The organism is Mesorhizobium sp. M0571, assembly GCF_040320985.1.
GTDB lineage: Bacteria > Pseudomonadota > Alphaproteobacteria > Rhizobiales > Rhizobiaceae > Mesorhizobium.
This window is the reverse complement of record NZ_JAMYQT010000004.1, coordinates 166,082-183,587: the sequence shown is the minus strand read 5'-3', so window position 1 is coordinate 183,587 and position 17,506 is coordinate 166,082. Positions and strand designations below refer to the sequence as shown.

General features: G+C 63.5%; 18 protein-coding genes. 11 read left to right on the top strand and 7 right to left on the bottom strand.

The window, feature by feature from the left end:
* Positions 1 to 52: 52 nt before the first annotated feature.
* From NKI85_RS07340 to NKI85_RS07315, 6 genes are all read left to right on the top strand, one after another.
* Entirely contained in the window at positions 53 to 850 is a 798-nt protein-coding gene (locus NKI85_RS07340; RefSeq protein ID WP_352527174.1) for an ABC transporter ATP-binding protein, read from the top strand.
* The gene (locus tag NKI85_RS07335) at positions 847 to 1,614 is read left to right on the top strand and encodes an ABC transporter ATP-binding protein (protein ID WP_352527173.1); all 768 of its coding nucleotides are present in this window, start codon (positions 847 to 849) and stop codon (positions 1,612 to 1,614) included. Before NKI85_RS07340 ends, NKI85_RS07335 begins: the two co-directional genes overlap by 4 nt.
* Entirely contained in the window at positions 1,611 to 2,519 is a 909-nt protein-coding gene (locus NKI85_RS07330) for a branched-chain amino acid ABC transporter permease (protein WP_352527172.1), read from the top strand. The genes NKI85_RS07335 and NKI85_RS07330 overlap by 4 nt, the downstream gene beginning before the upstream one ends.
* Positions 2,516 to 3,499, top strand: coding sequence for a branched-chain amino acid ABC transporter permease (locus NKI85_RS07325; RefSeq protein ID WP_352527209.1), 984 nt, complete (start codon positions 2,516 to 2,518; stop codon positions 3,497 to 3,499). The genes NKI85_RS07330 and NKI85_RS07325 overlap by 4 nt, the downstream gene beginning before the upstream one ends.
* The gene (locus tag NKI85_RS07320) at positions 3,496 to 4,794 is read left to right on the top strand and encodes an NAD(P)/FAD-dependent oxidoreductase (RefSeq protein WP_352527171.1); all 1,299 of its coding nucleotides are present in this window, start codon (positions 3,496 to 3,498) and stop codon (positions 4,792 to 4,794) included. Before NKI85_RS07325 ends, NKI85_RS07320 begins: the two co-directional genes overlap by 4 nt.
* 186 nt (positions 4,795 to 4,980) lie before the next feature.
* Positions 4,981 to 5,127: a hypothetical protein gene (locus NKI85_RS07315; protein WP_352527170.1), complete on the top strand. Its 147-nt coding sequence runs from the start codon at positions 4,981 to 4,983 to the stop codon at positions 5,125 to 5,127.
* Positions 5,128 to 5,180: 53 nt separating this feature from the next.
* Here the strand turns inward: NKI85_RS07315 and NKI85_RS07310 are convergent, their stop codons facing one another.
* The 6 genes from NKI85_RS07310 to NKI85_RS07285 all read right to left on the bottom strand — a co-directional run bounded on the left by NKI85_RS07310 (position 5,181) and on the right by NKI85_RS07285 (position 11,117).
* Positions 5,181 to 6,017, bottom strand: a complete 837-nt coding sequence (locus NKI85_RS07310) for a GNAT family N-acetyltransferase (protein WP_352527169.1) — start codon at positions 6,015 to 6,017, stop codon at positions 5,181 to 5,183.
* A gap of 5 nt (positions 6,018 to 6,022) precedes the next feature.
* Entirely contained in the window at positions 6,023 to 6,763 is a 741-nt protein-coding gene (locus tag NKI85_RS07305; RefSeq protein WP_352776525.1) for an aspartate/glutamate racemase family protein, read from the bottom strand.
* Between the two features lie 2 nt (positions 6,764 to 6,765).
* A complete protein-coding gene (locus NKI85_RS07300; RefSeq protein ID WP_352527168.1) occupies positions 6,766 to 7,584 on the bottom strand; it encodes an ABC transporter permease in 819 nt (272 codons plus the stop codon).
* A 4-nt stretch (positions 7,585 to 7,588) separates the two neighbouring features.
* Positions 7,589 to 8,461, bottom strand: a complete 873-nt coding sequence (locus NKI85_RS07295; RefSeq protein ID WP_352527207.1) for an ABC transporter permease — start codon at positions 8,459 to 8,461, stop codon at positions 7,589 to 7,591.
* A gap of 241 nt (positions 8,462 to 8,702) precedes the next feature.
* The gene (locus NKI85_RS07290; protein WP_352776464.1) at positions 8,703 to 9,992 is read right to left on the bottom strand and encodes an ABC transporter substrate-binding protein; all 1,290 of its coding nucleotides are present in this window, start codon (positions 9,990 to 9,992) and stop codon (positions 8,703 to 8,705) included.
* A 36-nt stretch (positions 9,993 to 10,028) separates the two neighbouring features.
* Positions 10,029 to 11,117 carry an ABC transporter ATP-binding protein gene (locus tag NKI85_RS07285; protein WP_352527166.1) on the bottom strand — a complete coding sequence of 363 codons (1,089 nt, stop codon included), beginning with the start codon at positions 11,115 to 11,117 and terminating at the stop codon, positions 10,029 to 10,031.
* Positions 11,118 to 11,375: 258 nt separating this feature from the next.
* On the opposite strand from NKI85_RS07285, the gene NKI85_RS07280 reads away from it, so the two are divergent.
* Positions 11,376 to 12,089, top strand: coding sequence for a GntR family transcriptional regulator (locus tag NKI85_RS07280; RefSeq protein ID WP_352527165.1), 714 nt, complete (start codon positions 11,376 to 11,378; stop codon positions 12,087 to 12,089).
* Positions 12,090 to 12,095: 6 nt separating this feature from the next.
* Here NKI85_RS07280 and NKI85_RS07275 read toward each other — a convergent pair whose 3' ends face one another.
* Positions 12,096 to 13,193, bottom strand: coding sequence for a lactonase family protein (locus tag NKI85_RS07275; RefSeq protein ID WP_352527206.1), 1,098 nt, complete (start codon positions 13,191 to 13,193; stop codon positions 12,096 to 12,098).
* A 189-nt stretch (positions 13,194 to 13,382) separates the two neighbouring features.
* Here NKI85_RS07275 and NKI85_RS07270 point away from each other — a divergent pair, with 189 nt between their 5' ends.
* Genes NKI85_RS07270 through NKI85_RS07255 form a run of 4 tightly spaced genes read left to right on the top strand, consistent with a single transcriptional unit; the run spans position 13,383 to position 17,471 of the window.
* Positions 13,383 to 13,934, top strand: a complete 552-nt coding sequence (locus tag NKI85_RS07270; protein ID WP_352527164.1) for a MaoC family dehydratase — start codon at positions 13,383 to 13,385, stop codon at positions 13,932 to 13,934.
* 3 nt (positions 13,935 to 13,937) lie between these two features.
* Positions 13,938 to 15,098, top strand: a complete 1,161-nt coding sequence (locus NKI85_RS07265; protein ID WP_352776463.1) for a CaiB/BaiF CoA transferase family protein — start codon at positions 13,938 to 13,940, stop codon at positions 15,096 to 15,098.
* A gap of 20 nt (positions 15,099 to 15,118) precedes the next feature.
* Positions 15,119 to 16,261, top strand: coding sequence for an extracellular solute-binding protein (locus NKI85_RS07260; RefSeq protein WP_352776524.1), 1,143 nt, complete (start codon positions 15,119 to 15,121; stop codon positions 16,259 to 16,261).
* A gap of 22 nt (positions 16,262 to 16,283) precedes the next feature.
* On the top strand, positions 16,284 to 17,471 hold the full coding sequence (locus tag NKI85_RS07255) for an ABC transporter substrate-binding protein (protein WP_352776462.1): 1,188 nt from the start codon (positions 16,284 to 16,286) through the stop codon (positions 17,469 to 17,471).
* The last annotated feature ends 35 nt before the right edge of the window (positions 17,472 to 17,506 follow it).

Genomic DNA, 17,506 nt, shown 5'->3' with positions numbered 1-17,506 from the left:
GTGATCACAAATCAAATCATAGGCGGCGAAGATCGCTTTCGGCCAGGGATTGATGAGCGACACGACAGAACGGCAGGAGGAGATCCGCACGCCGGTTCTGACGGCCAGGAACGTCGTCAGACGCTTCGGCGGCCTTGTCGCGGTTAACAATGTCTCGTTCGACGTCCAGCAGGGTGAAATACTCGGCCTCATCGGCCCGAACGGCGCCGGCAAGACGACGATGTTCGACCTGTTGGCCGGCAGCATCCTGCCGACCAGCGGCGAAATCCTCCTCAACGGTGTACTCGTTTCGGGGGAAGCAGCCCATCGCCGCATCGGCCGCGGCCTTGGCCGCACATTCCAGATCCCCCGGCCCTTGCCCAATCTGACACTGATCGAAAACGTCATGCTAGCCGCGCAGGGGCAGGCCGGAGAAAAGCTGCTCGCCAACTTCCTGACGCCCTGGCGGGTGGCCGCCGAAGAGCGGGCGGCCGAGACGAGAGCCAGCGAATTGCTTGAGCTCGTGACGCTTTCCCGCCTTGCGCACGAACCGGCACGCGTGCTTTCCGGCGGCCAGCGCAAGCTGCTCGAACTGGCCCGCGTCATGATGGCAGACCCGGCGATCATCCTGCTCGATGAACCGGCGGCCGGCGTCAACGCGACATTGCTCGAAGTCATCATCGACCGCATTCGCGACATCAACAGAAGCGGCATTACCTTCCTGCTGATCGAGCACAATATCGACATGGTGACGCGGCTTTGCCACCGCGTGCTGGTCATGGCGAGCGGTCAGCTTCTGTGCGAAGGCACCCCGGACGAGGTCGCACGCGATCCCCGCGTCATCGAGGCCTATCTCGGGGGCGCGGCATGAGCCAAACGGTCCTCGATGTCTGCGATCTCGAAGCCGGTTACGAGCCCGGTGTGCCGATCGTGCGCGGCGCCTCGATCACCGTCGACAAGGGCGAGATTGTCGTCGTTCTCGGTCCCAACGGCGCCGGCAAGTCGAGCCTTATCAAGGCGATCGCCGGCCTTGTCCCGATCACCGGCGGCACCGTCCTGCTGGACGGCAAGGATATCACGGCGGCGCCCGCCCACACCATGGTCCGCCTTGGCCTAGCCTTCGTGCCGCAGACCGAAAACATTTTTCCGCTGATGTCGGTCGAGGACAATCTGAAAGTCGCCTGCGGCATCCTGCAGCCGCGCGAGACCCCTGCCCACATCGAGGAAATGTATGCGACCTTTCCCGATCTCGCCCGTCAGCGCAAGACGGCCGCCGGCAATCTTTCGGGCGGACAGCGGCAGATGCTGGCCGTTGCCCGGGCATTGATCGTCCATCCCAAGGTGCTGGTGCTCGACGAGCCGTCGGCCGGCCTGTCGCCGAAATTCGTGGCCATGGTGTTCGAGATGCTGGCCGGCATCCGCAGATCCGGCGTTACCATTCTGCTGGTCGAACAGAACGCCAAGGCAGCGCTTGCCATCGGCGATCGCGCCTATGTGCTGGTCGAGGGCAAGGACCGGCACCAGGGCATCGCCTCCGAGCTCTGGAACGATCCGGTCGTCGCCGAACTCTATCTTGGCCAGCGCCGCCTCGATCCTGAAAGAGACCGGCACTCCGGCAAAGGAAGTGCAGCATGAACCTGCAATTTGTCGTCGACGGACTGCTGGCAGGTTCGATGATCGGCCTCGGCGCCATCGGCGTGACGCTCACCTATTCGATCCTGCGCTTCTCGAACTTCGCCCATGGCGATTTCATGGCCTGGGGCGCTTATGCGACGCTCGCCGTCGTCGGCGCCATTGGCGCGATATTCGGCAAGATCGCGCCGATCGCTCCCCTCTCGTTCGGCTGGCCGCTGATCGCCGCGCTCATCATCGGCATGGTGGTCACCGGCCTGCTGGCGCTGCTGCTCGACCTGGTGCTGTTCGCGCGACTGCGGGCCAAAGGCCAGGCGATCATCGTGGTGATGGCGAGTTTCGGCGCCTCGATGGCGCTGAGAAGCCTGCTCGAATTCATCTTCACCTCGCGTCCGACCTATTTCAGCCGGGCGATCCAGATCGCCATGCCGGTCGGCTTCGGCATTCGCATCACCCCCGATCAGATCGCGTTGCTGCTGCTTACCGTCGTGCTCGTGCTCGGCGTGCATCTCCTGATGACGCGTACCCAGACCGGCCGCTCGATGCAGGCACTGAGCCAGAACGCAGCACTGGCCCGCATCGTCGGCATCGACGTCGCCAGGGTGGTGCGCGTTACCTGGATCATCGGCGGAGCGCTGGCCTGCGTCGCCGGCGTGATGATCGGCATCCTCATCCAGATCCGCCCATTCATGGGTTTCGACATGCTGCTGCCGATGTTCGCGGCCGCCATCCTCGGCGGCATCGGCAGCGTGCCCGGCGCCGTTCTCGGCGGCCTGATCATCGGTCTGACCGAAGCCGGCGCGGTGCAGTTGATCGGCGCCGAATGGCGGGCGGCCGTCTCCTTCATCATCCTGATGGCGGTGCTGTTCGTGCGGCCCATCGGCCTTTTCGGAGTGAGGGAACGCTGATGGATCTGCTCGGCTATGGCGCCTTCTTCCTGACCACCGCGCTGATCTTTTCGCTGGTCACGCTCGGGCTCAACCTGCAATGGGGGCTGACCGGGCTTTTCAATGTCGGGGTCGCCGGCTTCGTCGCCATCGGCGCCTACACCTCGGCGTTGCTGACCACGCCCGACGATGCCGCGCGCCTGGGCGGCTTCGACCTGCCCATCCTTGTCGGCTGGCTCGGCGCCATGCTGGTGGGCGGCGTCGCCGCCGCGATCACCGGCATTGCCACGCTGCGCCTGAGATCGGACTATCTGGCGATCACCACCTTCGGTGTCGCCGTCGTCGTGCAACTGGTCGCGCTCAACGCCCAGAAGCTGACCGGTGGCCCGTTCGGCATCGGCTTCATTCCGCGTCCTTTCGGCGGCCTCGCCGAAACGCCGTTGCTCTTCAACCTTTCGAACCTTGCCGTCGTCTCGGTGGTGACGCTAATCGCCTATCTCGCGCTGGAACATCTGTCGCGCAGCCCTTGGGGGCGCGTGTTGAAGGCGCTTCGTGAGGATGAGCGGGCCGCGATATCGCTGGGAAAAAGCGCGCGTTTCTACCGCGTCCAGGCCTTTGCCGTGGGCGGCGCCATCATGGCGCTTGCCGGTGCGCTGCAGGCGCATTTCACCGGCTTCATCGCGCCGGACAATTATTTGCCGGCGCTGACCTTCCAGGTCTGGGTGATGCTGATCGTCGGCGGCTCGGGCAGCAATACGGGAGCCGTCGTCGGCAGCATCCTGGTCTGGGCGATATGGGCCGGATCGGGAGCCTTGACCAGTATGTTATTCTCGCCGGAACAGCAGGCCCGCGCCGCCTCGCTGCAGATCGTCGCCATCGGCGTGATGCTGTGCGTTATCCTGCTGGTCAGGCCGAACGGCCTCTTCGGCGACCGGCCGAGGCGTGCAAGATTGGGCAAGGGCGCGAAAGTGGCACCGGACGAGAGCGCGGCAAGGTCATGAGCAACGTTGCCGTGCCACGCGGCCTTTCGCTATGGCACGCCGTCGGCCGCAACCGCCGTGAACGACCCGCCCTCGAAGGTGCACTCGATGTCGATCTGGCGATTGTCGGCGGCGGGTTCTCAGGCCTTTCTACCGCGCTGCACACCGCCGAAAAAGACATCTCGGTCGCCGTCCTCGAGGCGGAAATCATCGCCTGGGGCGCAACCGGCAGGAACGCCGGCTTCGTGGTGCCGAATTTCGCCAAACGGGACCCGGACGATATCATTGCCCAACTCGGGCCTGAACGCGGCGAACGCCTTGTCGATTTCGCCACCGGCAGCGCCGATCTCGTCTTCGACCTGATCAAGCGCCACGGCATCGAATGCGATGCGCTCCAGAGCGGATGGATACAACCAGCCCATTCGCAGGCCGCTTTGCAAAAGACCAGATCGCGTGCCGAGCAATGGGCAAGACGCGGAAAGCCGACTGTTGCGCTGGACAGGCAGGCGATTGAGGATCTGACCGGCGTTCGCGGTTATGTCGGCGGCTGGATGGACAGGTCGGGCGGTGTCCTCAATCCAGTCGAATATGCGCGCGGGCTGGCCGACGCAGCGGAAAAGGCCGGCGCGCGCATCTTCGAGCATACACGTGTCGCGTCGATCGATCGCTTAGGGGATGGCTGGGCTCTGAAGACGGCCTCGGGTTCGGTGCGTGCCGGAAAGGTGCTGGTCGCCACCAACGCCTATGGCGGGTCGCTGAACCGCACGCTTGAGCGAACCTATTTCCCGCTGAAGATCTTCCAGATCGCGACGGCGCCGCTGCCGCGCGAAATACGCACCCGTCTGCTTCCCGGCGGGCAAGGCGTCGGCGACACCAGGCGCAATCTTTTCACCTTCCGCTTCGACAACGAAAACAGGCTGATCACCGGCGGCATGCATGTTTTTGGCCCCGTTGCCGACACGCGGGTGCCCCGGGCGATCTGGCGGCGGCTTGCCAGATATCTCGATCTCCCGGAAATCCCGCCGCTTGAATACAGCTGGTCGGGGATGGCTGCCGTCGAGCCCGACTTCCTGCCGCACCTCGTCGATCTCGGCCCCGGCCTGATCGCGGGCTTTGCCTGCAACGGGCGCGGCATCGCCATGACCATGAGCATGGGCAAGGTGCTTGCGGATTGGGCGGGCGGAACAAAGCCTCGGGATTTGCCGCTGCCGTTCGCGCCGCCGTCGCCGATCCCGCTCCACGGCCTGATGCGGCATGCGCCGAACATGCTGCTTCCCCTAAGCATCCTGCGCGATCGGCTGGATGAGGCAGGCTAGCTGGCTGTCGCGCATGATCGAATGTCGGGGCGCCGCTTGCGCTCCCCATCCCGCTGCGCTGCGCAGAGTAGTAGTTTGGGCACCGACAGTGCTAGAAGAATGCACGCACGGGCCGCCGCCTCGTCCATCAGCCGTCCCGATATCGAACTGCTAGACTCGCCCACATCATGTTGTTAACGACAGCGGATGAAGCAGAACTATCTTTATCTCGTCATCGGCGCCTTGGTCGTCGCCGTCATTGCCTTGGGCATTTACGTTTATCGCGAGGAGACCAAGCCGAAAGGCGTGGAACTTCGTATCGACGATTCCGGCATTTCAGTTCAGGAAAAGTAGACCACGCATTCCTGCTGCCCGACTTTGCGCGCTAGAAGCCGACTTGCACCGTCTCAACCAAGCTCCAAGGTCGTTATCGCATAGACACCGGACTGCGTGAGCTGCGGCGCCCTTCCCTTGTACATTCGAGCCGTTTCGAAGCCCGGTTGCAGACCCGCGGATGACAGCAAATCTGCAAATTGCCCACTGGTCTCGGGCACGTCGAGATGGACGTTTCCAGGGCCGGAAATGTGCACGAGCGCGGCGAAGAGACGGCTTGCCGCGTCCAGATTGTCGGCAAAGAGCGGGCCGACCTTGCAGCCGTCGCGGCATCGGCGCGCGACGCCGTATCCCGCAATGGCACCGTCATTGACGACCGCAAGCGCCGTATGGGGCGGGCGCAGCCAGTGTTCCAGGAAAGACCGTCTCGGACCGGGAAAGAAGCGGCGGTCATAGTCCAGTATGTCCGGCACGAGTTCCGGCCCTATGGCGCGAATGTCGCTGCCGGCGGCTGCCGGGACATTCGGCGACCCCATGAACCGGATCGTCCGGTAGGCCGGTGCAAAACCCATGCTGCGGTAGTTGGCCTGCTGTTCGACAACGCCGTCGAGGCCGATCGTGCGGTTGCCGAGCCGCGCCATGCCGGCATCCCAGACCGCCTTGCCATGGCCTTGGCCACGCCTGTCCGGCCGGCAGATGTAGAGGCCGATGAAGCCGAAATCGTCGCCATAGGCCACAGCCGAAATGCCGGCCACCATCTCGCCATCGACAAAGGCACCGATGAAGCCCTGCGGGTCCGCTGCCTGGAACAGCGCGGCATCGTCGAGCCCGGGGTTCCAGCCTTCCGCCGCCGCCCAACCGACAAGGGTTTGCACGTCTTCAAGTGCGAGCGTTCGGATCGTTCTGGGCATTGCGATCACTCGGCGGCACCAGGCGCGAAGGATTTTAGGGCGCCATGATAGGGCTTCGCTAAAGGGCTTGCATAGGCGCCGCGCTTGGATGTCGTCAGGCCAAGCGCGATCAAGGCCTCGGCCTGCTTGACCGCGGCACCGACGCCGTCGATGACCGGAAGGCCGAATTCCCGCTGCAGCGCGGCTGCGAGATCGGCCATGCCGGCACAGCCGAGCACGATGGCCTCGGCGCGATCCTCCTCGATGGCGCGCGCAATCTCGTTGCGCAGCTTGAGGAGTGCATCGGATGCCGGATCTTCGAGGGCAAGAACCGGGATGTCGGCAGCGCGCACGCGTGCCCGCCCCGCCATACCGTAGCGTTGCACCAGCCCTTCGACCGGCACGCGCGAGCGCCCGGTCGTGGTGACGACGGTGAAGCGCTGGGCGATGAAGGAGGCGACGGCAAGCGAGGCCTCGCAAATGCCGATGACCGGAATTCTCGCCATGGCGCGTGCCGCATCGAGGCCGGTGTCGTCGAAACAGGCGACGACCGCGGCCTGCGCGCCCAAGCGCTCACCGGTGGCGATCTCGACCAGCAGGCCGGGAACGGCAAGCGCCTCATCATAATAGCCTTCGATCGAAACCGGGCCCATCGTCGAGGTGACGGGAACGATCTTCGTCGATGCGCCGGCGACCGATCGGGCGGCGACCGCGATAGTCTCGGTCATGCTGGCGGTGGTGTTTGGATTGACGACGAGGATCTGCACGGTCACGCACGCTCCCTGCGGCGGCCGACATAGACGATTGCGCCGAGCGTCAGCAGGATGACCAGGAAGGAAAACACGGTCGTCACGGTGCCCAGCGCATAGAGCACCGGTGTCGTCACATTGGTCGTCATGCCGTAGATTTCGAGCGGCAGCGTGTTGAAGGTGCCCGAGGTCATCAGCGTACGGGCGAACTCGTCATAGGACAGAGTGAAGCCAAACAGGCCGACGCCGATCAGGCTGGGTGCAATCATCGGCAGCACGACATGGGCGAAGGTTTGCCAGGACGATGCTCCGAGATCACGGGCGGCTTCCTCATAGGCCGGGGAAAACCGGTTGAAGACGGCGAACATGATCAGCACGCCGAAAGGCAAGGTCCATGTCAGATGTGCACCGAAAGCAGAGGTGTACCAGGCAGGCCGGAAGCCGACCTGCTGGAAGACAACGCCGATGCCGAGGCTGATGATGATCGACGGGACGACCAGGCTGGCGACGGCCAGATAAAACAGTGCGGTGGCGCCGCGAAATTTTTGGCGGAAGGCAAGGCCGGCAAGCAGCGACACGATGACCGTGACGAGCATCACCATCAAGCCAAGGACGAGCGAGCGTTTGAAGCTGCCGCCGAAATCGCCGACCGCCTGGCGCTCGAACAGATTGGCGAACCAGTGCAGCGAGACGCCGTTCAGCGGGAATGTCAGCCCGCCATTCTCGCCCTGGAAGGAGAGGATCAGGATCGCCGAAAGCGGGCCGTAGAGGAACAGCACGAAAATAGCGAAGAACACCGCCAGCACGTAGAATTCGAGGGTGCGCTTGTCGTGGCTCATCGCTTCACAGCTCCTTGCGAATGTCGACGATGCGCAGGATGCCGGCGACCATCAACAGCACCAGCACCAGCAGCACGACCGCGTTGGCGGCGGCCGCCGGATATTGCAGCAGCGACATCTGGTTCTTCATCATCAGCGCGACGGAGGCGCTCTGGCCTCCGGACATCACCTGCACCGTCGAAAAGTCGGCCATCACCAGCGTGACGACGAAAATGGTGCCGATCGCCATGCCGGGCTTGGCAAGCGGGATGACGACGTTCCACAGAACCTGCCAGCCGGAAGCGCCGGCGTCACGCGCGGCTTCGATCAACGACTTGTCGATGCGCATCAGCGTATTAAAGATCGGCGTCACCATGAACAGCGTGTAGAGATGCACCATGGCCAGCACGACGGCGAATTCGGAATAGAGCAGCCATTCGATGGGCTTCGGGATCAGTCCCAGTTGCACCAGCGTCGAGTTGACCAGGCCGTTGCGGCCAAGCACCGGAATCCACGAGATCATGCGGATGATGTTGGAGGTCAGGAACGGCACGGTGCAGACAAGGAACAGCACCATCTGCATGGCCGTGGTCCTGATATGGAAGGCGAGGAAATAGGCGACCCAGAAACCGATGAACAGCGTCAGCGCCCAAACGATGGCGGCGTATTTCAGCGTGTTCAGATAGGTTTTCCAGGTGACCCACGAGCCGAGCGTGTCGGCGTAGTTGGTGGTCAGGAAATCCGGGTACATCGCCGCAAAATCGTAATCCCAGAAGGAGACCACGGCGATCATCAGGATCGGCAGCAAAAGGAACGCGCCGAGGATCAGCGCCAGCGGTGTCGCCTGGAGATAGGGTGCGAGACCGGCCAGAGAGACGCGGCGTCGTCTGGCGGGCATTGCGGCGGCGGTGGCGGGGCGTTCGAGCGCGACAGTCATGAACATCTCGGTATAAGTCAGCGATGCGGCGAAGCCGCCTTTCCTTCTCCCCCTGTGGGAGAAGGTGGCCGAGCGAAGCTCGGTCGGATGAGGGGTGTTCCAGCTTGGCACCAACAGCGCTCCGGCCAGCACCCCTCAACCGTCTCGGCGCTGCGCGCCAATCCACCTTCTCCCACAAGGGGAGAAGGGGAAGACGTTGTACCTACGCAGCGATGAACTCGTTCCAGCGCTTCACCATGTAGCGGTCCTCGTCCATGACCGAGTTCCAGCAGGCGACCTTGCCCATGCGCTCTTCGAACGAGCCGCCGTCACGCACGGCGCCTGCCTTTTCCATGACTTTGCCGTCCGGCGACAGGATGTCACCCTTAGCCGGCTTGCCTTCGATCCAGTAGCCCCACTCGTCTTCGGACATGAACTTCTTAGCCGACACCATGTTGGCCGAGTAATACCCTTGGCGGTTGAGATAGCCGCCCACCCAACCGGACGTGTACCAGTTGATGTATTCATAGGCGGCATCGAGTTCGGCGCCGGAGAGATGGGCTGCCAGGCCAAGCCCGCCACCCCAGGACCGGTAGCCTTCCTTGAGCGGCTGGAAGCGGCACGCGATGCCCTTGGAGCGGACTGCGGCCACGGCCGGCGACCACATCGACTGGATCACCACTTCGCCTGAAGCCATCAGGTTGACGCTTTCGTCGAAGGATTTCCAGAAGGCGCGGAACTGGCCGGCTTGCTTGGCCTTGATCAGGAAGTCGATCGTCTTGTCGATCTCCTCCTTGGTCATGTTGCCCTTGTCTGCGTATTTGATGTTGCCCGTTGCCTCCATGATCATCGCCGCATCCATGATGCCGATCGACGGGATGTTGAGGATGGCGGTCTTGCCCTTGAAGGCCGGATCCATGATGTCGGCCCAGGTGGTGATGTCGCGGCCGACAAGGTCGGGGCGGATGCCGAGCGTATCGGCGTTGTAGATCGTCGGCACCATGGTGAACCAATTGGTCGGCGACTTGGCGAACACCTTGCTGTCCTGGGCCTCGACGTAACCGACGGTATGCGGCGCGGTGCCCTGGGCAATGACGCTGTCCGGCGTCAGCTTGCCGGTTTTGAACAGCGGCACCAGCTCGTCGTAATATTTCAGCTTGCTGACATCCATCGGCTGCAGGACGCCTGTCGGGAACACCTTCTTGCAGATCCAGTATTCGATGTCGGCGATATCGTAGCCGTCGGGCTGCGTTACCGCGCGCTGGGCGGCGGCATCGGAATCGGTTGCCGTCATCTCCAGCGTGATGCCGAGGTCCGCCTTGCACTTGTCGGCGATGGCATTGAGGTTGGACACGCCGGTGCCAAACTGGCGCAGCGTGATGTTCGATTGCGCCCAGATGGTCGGAAAGCCGGTGATGGCGCCGGAACCGGCGGCAAAACCGACGGCGGCGGCACCTGTCTTGAGCAGCGAACGGCGCGATATTCCTGTCTTCTTGTCGGTGGTGTTGGTCATGCTCAGTTCCCCTGTTTTGGTTGGTTATGCTGGGTTTCAGGAATCGAGACGGCCAAGGACGATCGCGTCCTCGGCGTCCCAGGCGATCGGCACCGCGCCGCCGACGGCAACCGGTTTGGCGAAGAAGCTGGTGTCGTTGACGATCACCGTGAAATCCTCGATGCCGGCGCCGTTGACCGAGAGTTTCACGGTCGAACCGCGGTATTCGACATTTGCGATGATGCCGGTGAACCCGAGCCCGGCGGCCGGCGGGTCGCCGATCCGCACATGGTCGGTGCGAATGGCGATATCGATCGGCTGGCCGATCTCCCTGCCCTGCCCGCTGGCCGCGAGCGTGACGCCGCCAGGCACGTCGAAAACGACCATGCCGTCGCGACGGCCGGTGACGCGGCCGGAGATGACATTGTGGTCGCCCATGAAACGGGCGACGAAGGCGGTGGCCGGCCGCTCGAACACCGTGCGCGGATGCGCCGCCTGCTCGATACGGCCGTCGTTCATCACCACGATCAGGTCGGCCAGCGCCATGGCTTCTTCCTGGCTGTGGGTGACGTGGACGAAAGTGATGCCGAGGGACGTCTGCAGCTTCTTCAGTTCGGCCCGCATGCGGATCTTCAGGAACGGATCGAGCGCCGAAAGCGGTTCATCGAGCAACAGCGCCTCGGGATCGGTGATGAGTGCGCGTGCAAGGGCGACGCGCTGCTGCTGCCCGCCCGAAAGCTGCGCCGGGCGGCGGCTGGCATAGGCCTCCATCTGCATTAGTTTCAGCATCTCGAGCGCCTTGGCGCGGCGCTCCTCCTTGCCGACGCCCTTCATCTTGAGGCTGAACGCAACGTTGTCGATCAGGTCGAGATGCGGAAACAGCGCGTAGGACTGGAACATCATGGCGGTGCCGCGCCTGGCTGGCGGCAAGTCGGTAACCACAATGTTGCCGAGACGCACGTCGCCGCTCGAAATGCTCTCGTGCCCGGCGATCATGCGTAGTGTCGAAGTCTTGCCGCAGCCGGATGGGCCGAGCAGGCAGCAATAGGTTCCGGCTGGGATTTTCAGGCTGATGTCTTCGACGGCAGTCGTTGCGCCATAGACTTTCGAAACGGACACTATGTCGATTTCGGTGGCTTTGGACATCCGGCTTCCCCTTTGATCGGATTAGCCAAAGCATCATGCGTGCCAGTTGCGCGCCGCCGCACCAACCGACTGAATCCGCGAAGATATCAGGGCCGCGTCTATATGACTGCCGATACGGCACCCTCGTGCAATGCATAAATTATAGGCGATTGCCACCGATCCTCGCAAAAATCGTATGCAATCTTTTCCATCTCTGTATTCACTTTGCCTCTCGTCCAAGCGATGTGATTCAGGGTAGAAGAACGCAGGACCACCGCCATGAACATTGCCGACCAGACTTTCCCTGCTATCGACAGTGCCAACGAGGATCGTGCGCAAGCGATCCGCGACCAGCTGCGCGACGCGATCGTCGATCGCCGGCTGGCGCCTGGAACCAAGCTTTCCGAAGGCGAGGTCGGGACGCTGTTCGATGTCAGCCGCACCGTGGCGCGCGCGGCACTGCAGATGCTCTCCTTCGAAGGATTGGTGCGCATCGAGCGCAATCGCGGCGCATTCGTCGCCAATCCGTCGCCGGAGGAAGCGCGGCAGGTCTTTGCTTCGCGCCGGCTCATCGAACCCGGCATCGCGATCGCCGCCGCCGGGCGGATGACGCCGGCGCATGTCGCTGCGTTCAAGGCCCAGCTCGACGAAGAAGGCCGTTTCATCGCCGAACGCGGACCGAACGCGAGGCGATCGGAGATCAAGGCGTCGGGAGATTTTCACCTGCTTTTGGCGTCGGTCGCGGGAAACGTCATCCTGCAGCGCTTCATGGAGGAATTGGTCGCACGTTCATCGCTGGTGATCGCGCTTTACGGCCGCTCGGGTATCTCAAGCTGCGGCCACAGCGAACATACGCAGATCCTCGAGGCGCTGGAAAACGGCAATGCCGAGCGCGCCAGCGCGCTGATGCTGCACCATATCGACCATATCGAGGCCGACCTCGATCTGCGGGTCAGGAGCGGCCCGGCACTCAGGCAGGCGCTCGAGTTCTGAGAGCGCTCAACGCACGATCCTGACGCACATCGGTGTGCCGATCTCGATGGATCGGCCGGTGTCGGTCAACCGGCCGGTTGCGGCATCACGGGCGAAAATCGAGATGCGGTCGGCGTTCTGGTTGGCCGAGAACAGATGGCCACCCGAAGGCGTCAATGCCAGATTGCGCGGCGTGGCGCCGCCGCAAGGCGTATAGTCGACAAGGGCAAGCTTGCCGGTTTGCTGGTCGACCGAAAACACCACGACACTGTCATGGCCGCGGTTGGAGCCGTAGAGAAAGCGGCCGTCGGGCGAGATCTGGATGTCGGCGCAGTGATTGCCGTCGCGCGCCTCGGCCGGCACGGCCGGCTTGCTGTCGATCATCGTAAGCTTGCCCAATGCTTCGTCCAGCGCAAGCGAGACGATCGTCGAATCCAGCTCGTTCATGACGAACACGAAGCGGCCGCCTGGATGCAGCGCCAAATGGCGCGGACCCGCACCCGGGGCAAGCGCCGACTCGGCCAGCTTCGTCAGGCTGCCGTCTGACCCGATGCGATAGGACACCAGCCGGTCGATGCCGAGATCGGCGACGATTGCCATGCCACCGGCAAGCGTCTCGGTTACGCTATGGGCATGGGGCCGCTCCTGGCGGGCCGGATCCGGTCCGGTCCCGCTATGGGCAACGCTCGACAACGGCGCTGTCAGGCCGCCGTCCTCGCGCAATCCGTAGACCACGACCGAGCGATCGGGGCCGCCCTCGCCCATGCCGTAATTGGCGACCAATAACTTCGTCCCGTCGCGCGTGATGGTGTTGTGCGCCGTGATGCTGCCTAGGGTCGGCTGCTTGTTGATGTAGGAAAGCGTGGCGGTCTGCCTGTCGAAGCGGTAGGCCGAGACCACGCCTTCGCGCCAGGTGAACACTTCGGAGTTGGCATAGATGTGGGAGCCGTCCGGCGTCGCCGACAGGAAGGTCGGATTGTCGACGTCATCCGTCTCAGTCAGTTTCCTCGTCTCCAGCGTCTCTTCGTCGAAACTGTAGACGCCCAGCCCGACACCGCGCGCGCCCTGAAAATACGGGGCCTCGCGATTGAGGCTGCCGACGAAAACCAGACAGGCATTCTGCATCATTTCCTCCTGTTCCGCCGGCATTGGCCGCCGCGAATCGCGGCAAAATTTCGCCGAGACTCGCTTGCAACACAACCCCATATGTGAAAATACTATTCACAAAAGAAGATTGACGGGAGGATCGATCATGCATTTCGCTGGTCTGCGGCGCGCCCTGATGGACGATTCCCGCTCCCAGAGGAAGTCGTCATGAGAGGTTTCGCCCCGACCGTGGGCGTGACGTCGACACACCCCACCAACATGCCGAAGGAACACGCCGACCTTCCCGTCTGGAACGCGGAGAACTGGTTCTATGAAGATTGGCCGGTCGGCCAGAAGATCCGTTCGCTGCGCCGGACCATTGCCGAGGGCGACAGCCATCTCTTCAACACGCTGGTGCTCGACATCCATCCTTACGTGCAGGACCAGATGTTTGCCGAAACGGAAGGCATCTTCGGCAAGCGGCTGGTCGCCGGCGCCTTCGTGTTTTCGGCCGGGCTCGGCTTGGTCGCCACCAACTGCATCAACGCCTTTTCGTATGGCTACGACAAATTGCGCTTCATCAAGCCGGTATTCGTCGGCGACACGATCTATTCGATCCGCTCCAACCTCGACAAGAAACCAAAATACGAGGAGATGGGGCTGATCCGCGCCAGCTATGAGGTCTTCAAGGGTGAAGGCGAGCTCGTGCTTTATTGCGAGCACCTGCAGACGGTGAAGTACCGCAATCCGGCCGATTTCGTCGGCAGGACGGAGAAATAGGCAATGGCCGCCATTTCCGAATTGCCGCTGACCGGGCTCGTCGTCGTCGACATGAGCCAGTTCCTGTCCGGGCCCTACTGCTCGCTGCGACTGCTCGACCTCGGCGCCCGCGTCATCAAGATCGAGCGGCCGGATGGCGGCGACCTGTCGCGACGGCTCTATCTCAGCGACACGGAGATCGGCGGCGATTCCACCATTTTCCATGCCATCAATCGCGCCAAGGAAAGCTTTGCCATCGATCTGAAGGACGAGGCCGACCTTGCGGCGCTACGCGGCCTGCTGGCCAAGGCCGACGTGCTGATCCAGAATTTCAGGCCCGGCGTCATTGAGCGCCTGGGCCTCGACTACCAGGCGGTACGCAAGATCAATCCGCGCCTGGTCTATGCCTCGATCAGCGGCTATGGCGAGGAAGGCCCCTGGGTCAAGCGGCCCGGGCAGGATCTGCTGGCCCAGGCCCGCTCCGGCGTGATGTGGCTGAACGGCGACGAGGACCAGGGGCCGGTGCCTTTCGGGCTGGCGATCGCCGACATGCTGGCGGGCTCCGCCGCCGCGCAAGGTATCCTTGCCGCGCTGGTGCGACGCGGCGTGACCGGCAGGGGCAGCCATGTCGAGACGAGCCTGCTCGAAGCGCTGGTCGACTTCCAGTTCGAGGTGTTGACCACGCATCTCAATGATGGACGCCGGCTGCCGCGGCGATCAGCCTTCCGCAGCGCCCACGCCTACCTATCGGCGCCCTACGGCGTCTATCCGGCCAAGGACGGCTATCTGGCGATCGCAATGACGCCGATCTCCAAGCTGGCCGACCTCCTGGGGCTTGAGGAGCTTGCGCCCTATCGCGATGAGCCGTCGACCTGGTTCACCGCCCGCGACGAGATCAAGGCGATCATCGCGCAAAAAATCGCGACGAAAACGGTCGACGAATGGCTTGCGATCCTCGAGCCCGCCGACATCTGGTGCGCCAAGGTTTTGACCTGGCCGGAGATGATGGCCAGCGAGGGCTTTCAGGTCCTCGACATGCTGCAGACGGTGACGCGCGAGGATGACGTTTCGATCCTCACCACGCGCTCGCCGCTCAGGGTCGACGGCATCCGCGCGAAGGTCGAGCGGGCTGCGCCACGTATCGGCGAGCACAGCGCGAAGATCCGCAAGGAGTTCGGGCTGTGAGCGAGGTGACGCTCAAAGGCATGACCTGGAGCCATCCGCGCGGCTACGACCCGATGGTCGCCTGTTCGGCACTGTGGAGGGAACGCACCGGCGTCGCCATCGAATGGGACAAGCGCTCGCTGCAGGATTTCGAATCCTTCCCGGTCGAGGAACTGGCCCGTGCCTATGATCTGATCGTCATCGATCATCCGCATGTCGGCCGGATCACCGCCGAGAATTGCCTGGCGCCGCTCGATGTCGCCGGCCGGGAAGCCGAACGTGCAGCACTTGCGGCGGGCAGCGTCGGCCAGTCCTATCCAAGCTACAACTGGCAAGGCAGGCAATGGGCGTTTCCGATAGACACAGCGAGCCAGGTGCAGGCGTGGCGGCCGGACATGCTTTCGGCTGCGCCGGCGAACTGGGCTGATGCGCTCGATCTCGCCCGGCAGGGCCGCGTGCTGTTGCCGCTCCGGCCGCCGCATTCGCTGATGGTGCTTTATACGCTTGCCGGCAATCTCGGCCGGCCTGCCGGCGAAGGACCTGGCGACCATGTGGACCCGGCAACCGGCAAGCAGGTTTTCGAGATGATGCGCGAGATCGCGGCGCTCGTCGATCCGGCCTGCCTTGGCATGGACCCGATCGCCGTCTTGGAGCAAATGGCCGGATCGGCATCACGGATCGCCTGTGCGCCGCTGATCTATGGCTATGTCTCCTATGCCATCGCCGGATTCCGGCCCAACCGCGTGGCTTTCGCCGATATCCCTGCTGCGGGCAATGCCGGCCCGATCGGCTCGGCGCTCGGCGGGACCGGCATTGCCGTGTCGGCCTATTCGAAGGCCAGGCAGGCGGCAATCGACTTCGCCTACTGGATCGCCAGCGGCGACGTGCAGCGCGGCCCCTACGCCTCGGCCGGCGGCCAGCCCGGCCACGCCGCGGCCTGGGAGGATGCCGCCGTCAATGCCGCCACCGGCAAGTTTTACGTCGCCACCCGAGCCACGCTCGAAGGTGCCTGGGTCAGGCCGCGGCATGACGGCTACATGGCGTTCCAGCAGGCGGCGTCCGATCGCATCAATCTCGGCCTGAGCGAAAGGCACAATGCCGCTCGCGTCGTTGCCGATCTCAATCGCCTGTTTCGGGAGAGCTTTTCGACACAGGTGTCCGGCGTTGCCGGCGGAGGAGCCTGAAAACAACCGAACGGAGGAGAACATGAACAGCCTGATCCGCGGCCTTATGGCCGCAACCGCACTTGCTTCGGTCACGACAATAGCCTGCGCTCAAGACGTGTCGGGCGTGATTGCTGGATTGCCGACTGAACTGAAGGCGCAATATGACGGCGCGCCGCAGAAGGTGCTGCCATCGGCCTGGGACAATTTCACGCCGCCGCCAAAGCCGTGGAAATGGTGCCACTCCGAGTCCTATCAGGGCAATCCGTGGCGCGTCACCGTCACCAAGGAGCTGAAGCGGCTGGTCGACGGGCTGATCGCCGACGGCACCGTGGCGAGCTTCGAAGTGTCGGATTCCAACAACGACGCCAGTCAGCAGATCAACCAGATCCGCGCCTTCATCGACAAGAAATGCTCGATCATCACCTCGATCCCCGGCTCGGCGACGGCGCTGGACGATGCCATCGATGCCGCAGCCAAAGCCGGCATCCCCTTCCTCACGGCAGCTGGGTCGGTGACCAGCCCGAATGCCATCAATGTCGATTCCAACTATGCCCGCTGGGGCTACGACATGATGACGGCGATCGGCAAAGCTATGCCGGACGGCGGCAGCGTGCTTCTGGTCGAAGGCATCGCCGGTCATCCGATCGTCGTGCAGGAGCGCCAGGGCGGCGACAAGGCGCTGGCCGAGAACCCGAAGCTGACGGTGTCGCGCAGCGTCAACGGCAACTGGACGGCGAACGTCACCAAGACGGCGGTGCTGCAGGCGATCGCCACCAATCCGGCGCCGATCGATGCGGTGTGGACGACGGGCAGCGAAAGCCGCGTCGTCGCCGAGGCCTTTGCCGAGGCCGGCCGCCCTGCCCCGCTGATCACTGGCTCGATCACCGGCGATGCGCTCGGCTACTGGAAGGCCAATCCGGACAAATACCGCTTCGAAGGCCATGCGGTTCTGCCGCACTGGACAGCCGAGACGCTGTTTCGTGTTGGCGAGCGCATGCTGGATGGGCAGAAGCCGAAGCTCAACACGCTGCTGATTCCGATTCCGCCCGTGCACAATGCCGACCTCGGCGCATGGTACAAGGACTGCATGACGGCCGACGCCGTCTCGATCTTCCCGGTCCCGCCGAAGGATCCGATGCCGGAGGAATGGCTCGATGCCTATTTCGCCAATCCTGCACCGACCAAGGGTTGGGACTATTCGAAGGTGCCGGACGCCTGCGCAAAATAAGACTTTACGAAGGCCGGCTCCGCGCGTGGGGTGCC

Coding starts and splice junctions, on each gene's coding strand:
- NKI85_RS07340 (WP_352527174.1), top strand. CDS start 53: ATGAGCGACACGACAGAACGGCAGGAGGAGATCCGCACGCCGGTTCTG.
- NKI85_RS07335 (WP_352527173.1), top strand. CDS start 847: ATGAGCCAAACGGTCCTCGATGTCTGCGATCTCGAAGCCGGTTACGAG.
- NKI85_RS07330 (WP_352527172.1), top strand. CDS start 1,611: ATGAACCTGCAATTTGTCGTCGACGGACTGCTGGCAGGTTCGATGATC.
- NKI85_RS07320 (WP_352527171.1), top strand. CDS start 3,496: ATGAGCAACGTTGCCGTGCCACGCGGCCTTTCGCTATGGCACGCCGTC.
- NKI85_RS07315 (WP_352527170.1), top strand. CDS start 4,981: ATGAAGCAGAACTATCTTTATCTCGTCATCGGCGCCTTGGTCGTCGCC.
- NKI85_RS07310 (WP_352527169.1), bottom strand. CDS start 6,017: ATGCCCAGAACGATCCGAACGCTCGCACTTGAAGACGTGCAAACCCTT.
- NKI85_RS07300 (WP_352527168.1), bottom strand. CDS start 7,584: ATGAGCCACGACAAGCGCACCCTCGAATTCTACGTGCTGGCGGTGTTC.
- NKI85_RS07295 (WP_352527207.1), bottom strand. CDS start 8,461: ATGCCCGCCAGACGACGCCGCGTCTCTCTGGCCGGTCTCGCACCCTAT.
- NKI85_RS07290 (WP_352776464.1), bottom strand. CDS start 9,992: ATGACCAACACCACCGACAAGAAGACAGGAATATCGCGCCGTTCGCTG.
- NKI85_RS07285 (WP_352527166.1), bottom strand. CDS start 11,117: ATGTCCAAAGCCACCGAAATCGACATAGTGTCCGTTTCGAAAGTCTAT.
- NKI85_RS07280 (WP_352527165.1), top strand. CDS start 11,376: ATGAACATTGCCGACCAGACTTTCCCTGCTATCGACAGTGCCAACGAG.
- NKI85_RS07275 (WP_352527206.1), bottom strand. CDS start 13,193: ATGCAGAATGCCTGTCTGGTTTTCGTCGGCAGCCTCAATCGCGAGGCC.
- NKI85_RS07270 (WP_352527164.1), top strand. CDS start 13,383: ATGAGAGGTTTCGCCCCGACCGTGGGCGTGACGTCGACACACCCCACC.
- NKI85_RS07265 (WP_352776463.1), top strand. CDS start 13,938: ATGGCCGCCATTTCCGAATTGCCGCTGACCGGGCTCGTCGTCGTCGAC.
- NKI85_RS07260 (WP_352776524.1), top strand. CDS start 15,119: ATGACCTGGAGCCATCCGCGCGGCTACGACCCGATGGTCGCCTGTTCG.
- NKI85_RS07255 (WP_352776462.1), top strand. CDS start 16,284: ATGAACAGCCTGATCCGCGGCCTTATGGCCGCAACCGCACTTGCTTCG.